Origin of the sequence: Bacillus hominis, assembly GCF_018332515.1 — a bacterium.
GTDB lineage: Bacteria > Bacillota > Bacilli > Bacillales > Bacillaceae_G > Bacillus_A > Bacillus_A hominis.
Genome location: NZ_BOQD01000368.1, coordinates 1 through 3,993 on the forward strand (window position 1 = coordinate 1; position 3,993 = coordinate 3,993).

Genomic DNA, 3,993 nt, shown 5'->3' on the forward strand with positions numbered 1-3,993 from the left:
GCAACCAGGGGTAGTAGAAGTAGAGCAACCAGGGATAGTAGAAGTAGAGCAACCAGGGATAGTAGAAGTAGAACAACCAGAGATAGTAGAGATAGAGCAACCAGAGATAGTAGAAGTAGAGCAACCAGAGATAGTAGAACGGGAAGTAGAGATTGAGAGATTAGAATTATAGAGAAAAAGAAGCATTTTTAAAATGGGGGGATATGGTTAAATGAAAAAATTTTGTACGAAATGTGGTAAAGAAAAAAATAGTCCTACAGATAAAGTATGTACTAGGTGTAGACACTTTTTTGATGAGGTAGAGAAGGATACTGTGAAGCCAACGGTACCCTTAGAACATTCAAAAACAACATCCGAAACAAAGAATGTAGAAGTGGAGAAGACCGAAGCCTTACAGCCCCATACTTTGGGACAAAAGGCGTCATCTGGAAAAACAAGCGAAATAAATAATCAAGAGCCTATAAAGAGGGAGAGAGCCAGAAATATAAATGATGACTCAAGTTCCTCTCAAGTAAGGAAAAATAAAAAGTGGATATGGATTGCAGTAAGTACAGTCATATTAGCTTGTGCTGGTGGCGGTACATATGTATACGGGAAACAACAATTTTCTCAGGAACGGGTTATCCAGCAAGTTTCAGATGCAATTAAAACGCAGAATGCTGAAGAATTTAATAAGGTGGTAAAATTCCAGCCTACAAAACAAGCACTTTCGATGGGAGATACAGGAAAGTTTTTGAAAGATGTTCATTCTTCTATGAACATTCAAACTCAATTGTTAAAATCGTTAGAAGAACAAAAAAATGAAAATATACAAAATGATAAGAAGAATTCATATATATTAAGATTAGAAAAATCAAATGATAAAAATTTGTTAGTATTTGATAAATATGAAGTGTATTTAGTGCCATCCTCGTTAAGTTTTGAAATTCCTAAAGATGCTAATCTAACAGTAGATAAGAAAAAAGTGGATGTATCGAATGGCGGGAAGGTAAATTTAGATATGCTTATTCCAGGAGTTCATAATATAAATGTATCTAACGAAAAGGATGAAGTTTCTGAAACGATTGAGACATGGAAACCAGAGAATGAACATAAAGTGATTAAATTAGATTCAGATTCAGATCAATATCAAGATAATTATCGATTAGGTAAAACAAAGCCGAGTGAAAACGCAGCTGGTGAAGTTTCTCGAAACTTGATGGAGAGCTTTATGGTTTCTTTTATAGAAGCAAGTGTTCAAACCTTTAATAGTCGAGATATGATATATGTCTTCTCTCTTATGGATAAGAATGGTAGTTTGCAGAAAGAAACAGAAGAATATGTAAGGTACCTTCAAAAAAAAGGTATTACTGAAACGTGGCTAGGGACAGAATTATTAGATATGAAGAAGATAGATAATAGTACATACCATGTAACTGTTAATTCGAAGTTCAACATTATATACGATAATGGCGCTACTGTGAAATTTAAGAGCTTTAAAAGTAGTTATGTAGTTAAATATATTGATAGTGAACTGTTGGTGAATAAAATTATAAAAGAAGATCTACTAGAAGAAAGGCAAGTAAGATAAATAAAAGGAGAACTGGTTTCCAGTTCTCCTTTTATTTACAGTAATGGAGAAATGAGTCGCATGAAAGACTCTAATATTCGTTTTTTGATACTTCTTTTTTGGAACGAGTTCCATTTAATTTCAGTGGAATGCTTAAAGTCTTCTTCAAAATCATGTTTAATATCATGAACGGTTTCTGATTCATAAAGTACACTAATAATTTCATAATTCAATTCAAAACTGCGTACATCCATATTTGCTGTTCCAATGGTTGCAATTTTATCGTCAACGAGTACAATTTTCGCATGCATAAAACCATCTTTATAACTGTAGATGGAAGCACCAGCTTTTAAAAGTGGAGTGAAATAAGATTGAGATGCTTGATCGCTAATGATGCTATCACTTTTACCTGGATATAAAATGCGTACATCTATGCCGGAAATTGCACTTAAGCGTAATAATGTTAAAGTTTCTTGATCTGGAATAAAGTATGGTGTAGCGATCCAAATAGACTTTTTTGCAGAGCCCATAACAGCTAGTAAAGTATTACGAATACTTTTATCATCTGAGCTTGGCCCACTTGCGACAATTTGAACAGCACCTTCTGCATTCGAAATTTCTTTACCAGGGAAGTATTGTTTATTCATAAATTGTTTCCAAGAGTAAGTATTCAATCCACTAGAGGCATAGAGCCAGTCCTCTAGAAAGATTGCTTGTAATTTATATAATGCTTTTCCTTCTATTTTTAAATGACTATCACGCCAAACAGGGAATTTTTTCGAACGGCCAAGATATTCATCACCGACGTTGAGTCCCCCAGTAAAACCGATTTCTCCGTCTACAATAACGATTTTTCGATGGTTACGATAATTGACTGTTTCAAGTAACCAAGCTGAAAAAATAGGATCAAATTCTACAATTTCAATTCCAGCTTCTTTCATAGGTTGTAAAAAGCGTCTTCTTAAAGTATTACTTCCCAGTCCATCATAAAGGAAGCGTACAATAACACCATCTTTTGCCTTTTGTATTAAAGCATCTCGTACTTTTGTACCAATCTCATCAGATTTATAAATGTAGTATTGAATATGTATATGATGTTTTGCATGCTCGATAGCTTGCAAGATTTCTGGAAATGTTTGATCACCGTTTGTTAAAAGTTTTGTAGTTGTTCTATCTGCGGCAGGCCCGCCTCCAAATTTTTGTACGACTTCTGTTAAATGTATAGAACGTTCTTGTAATGGAACTGTAAGTGATAATTCTAAGCGTCTTCTTTCTAAAATTTCACGGAATAATTTTCTTTGCTCTTCTGAACGATGGAGATGCTTTTTTCTTCTCCAACGGCTACGTCCGAAAAGAGAGTATAAAAGTACACCGATAATAGGTAGAAGCGCTAATACTAAAAACCAAGCTAATGTACTTTGGGGAGACCTATTTTCGATAAAAATAACGAATGAAATCCCTACGATTGTGATAGACCATAGAACACCGACAAATGTATATAACGAAATAGCCGATATATTTAAAAGTAAAAGAACGATAGATACAATTGTAAATACTAATAATAATTGAACGATAGGCTTCTTCATTTTTATATAATTCCTCTAATCTTTCTTGAATATAGACTTTTTAAATAGGAGATGTAATGTGACACCTTTATTATAAAGTGTTTTGTGTTTTTTACAAAATGTAGGTATTTCCCTATACTCTCCGCATTTGTCCTACATACAGTATAATGTGACGTTTTTATATAAAGAAGGAGTTGAATAAAATGTATGGTCGCCCAATTGGAGGATGTGGTCACGGCGATGGTTTTGGTCATGGAGGTTTCTTTCCAGGGTTTGTAGCAGGTGCTTTACTAAGTCCAACATTTGGTTATGGCGGATATGGTTATCCTTATTATTCAGATTAGCCATACTATGCGGATTATCAACAGAATCCTTATTATTCCACATATTAAAGAGAGGCATAACTATATGCTAAAAGGAGAGGAAGAAAAATGAACTATACTGGAAATTATGGAGGATATGATCGGAATCATCACGGAGGGCACAATCATCATGGTGGACATAATCATCACAGTGGATACAATCATCATGGCGGACATAATCATTATGACCACTACCACCATCATGGTGGCGGGTGGGGCGGAGGATTTTTTCCAGGGGGTTTTGCAGGGGGCGTAGTAGGAGGACTTACAGCTGGGGCATTAACAGGTGCAGCTAGTGGTGGGGGATATTATCCAGCACCATACCCGATAACTTATCCAGCACCGTACCCGGTACCATACCCAGCTTATCAACAAACATCGTATCCGTATTATTAACCTAAAAAAGAGGATACCCTCTTTTTTAGGTTAATAATGTATTTATTTATAAAATACTTCCAAAATTAAGGTGAAAATATGTTAATATTTTGTTATTGTAATTCAATATGTTAAATGCAAA

General features: G+C 34.7%; 4 protein-coding genes. 3 read left to right on the top strand and 1 reads right to left on the bottom strand.

The features are described 5' to 3' along the window. Positions 1 to 211: 211 nt before the first annotated feature. Positions 212 to 1,570, top strand: a complete 1,359-nt coding sequence (locus tag KI356_RS24960; RefSeq protein WP_212936779.1) for a zinc ribbon domain-containing protein — start codon at positions 212 to 214, stop codon at positions 1,568 to 1,570. A 35-nt stretch (positions 1,571 to 1,605) separates the two neighbouring features. Here KI356_RS24960 and KI356_RS24965 read toward each other — a convergent pair whose 3' ends face one another. Continuing rightward, a complete protein-coding gene (locus tag KI356_RS24965) occupies positions 1,606 to 3,135 on the bottom strand; it encodes a cardiolipin synthase (RefSeq protein WP_212936780.1) in 1,530 nt (509 codons plus the stop codon). A 182-nt stretch (positions 3,136 to 3,317) separates the two neighbouring features. On the opposite strand from KI356_RS24965, the gene KI356_RS24970 reads away from it, so the two are divergent. After that, the gene (locus KI356_RS24970; protein WP_212936781.1) at positions 3,318 to 3,458 is read left to right on the top strand and encodes a hypothetical protein; all 141 of its coding nucleotides are present in this window, start codon (positions 3,318 to 3,320) and stop codon (positions 3,456 to 3,458) included. An 87-nt stretch (positions 3,459 to 3,545) separates the two neighbouring features. Continuing rightward, a complete protein-coding gene (locus tag KI356_RS24975) occupies positions 3,546 to 3,872 on the top strand; it encodes a hypothetical protein (protein ID WP_128282798.1) in 327 nt (108 codons plus the stop codon). Positions 3,873 to 3,993 lie beyond the last annotated feature (121 nt).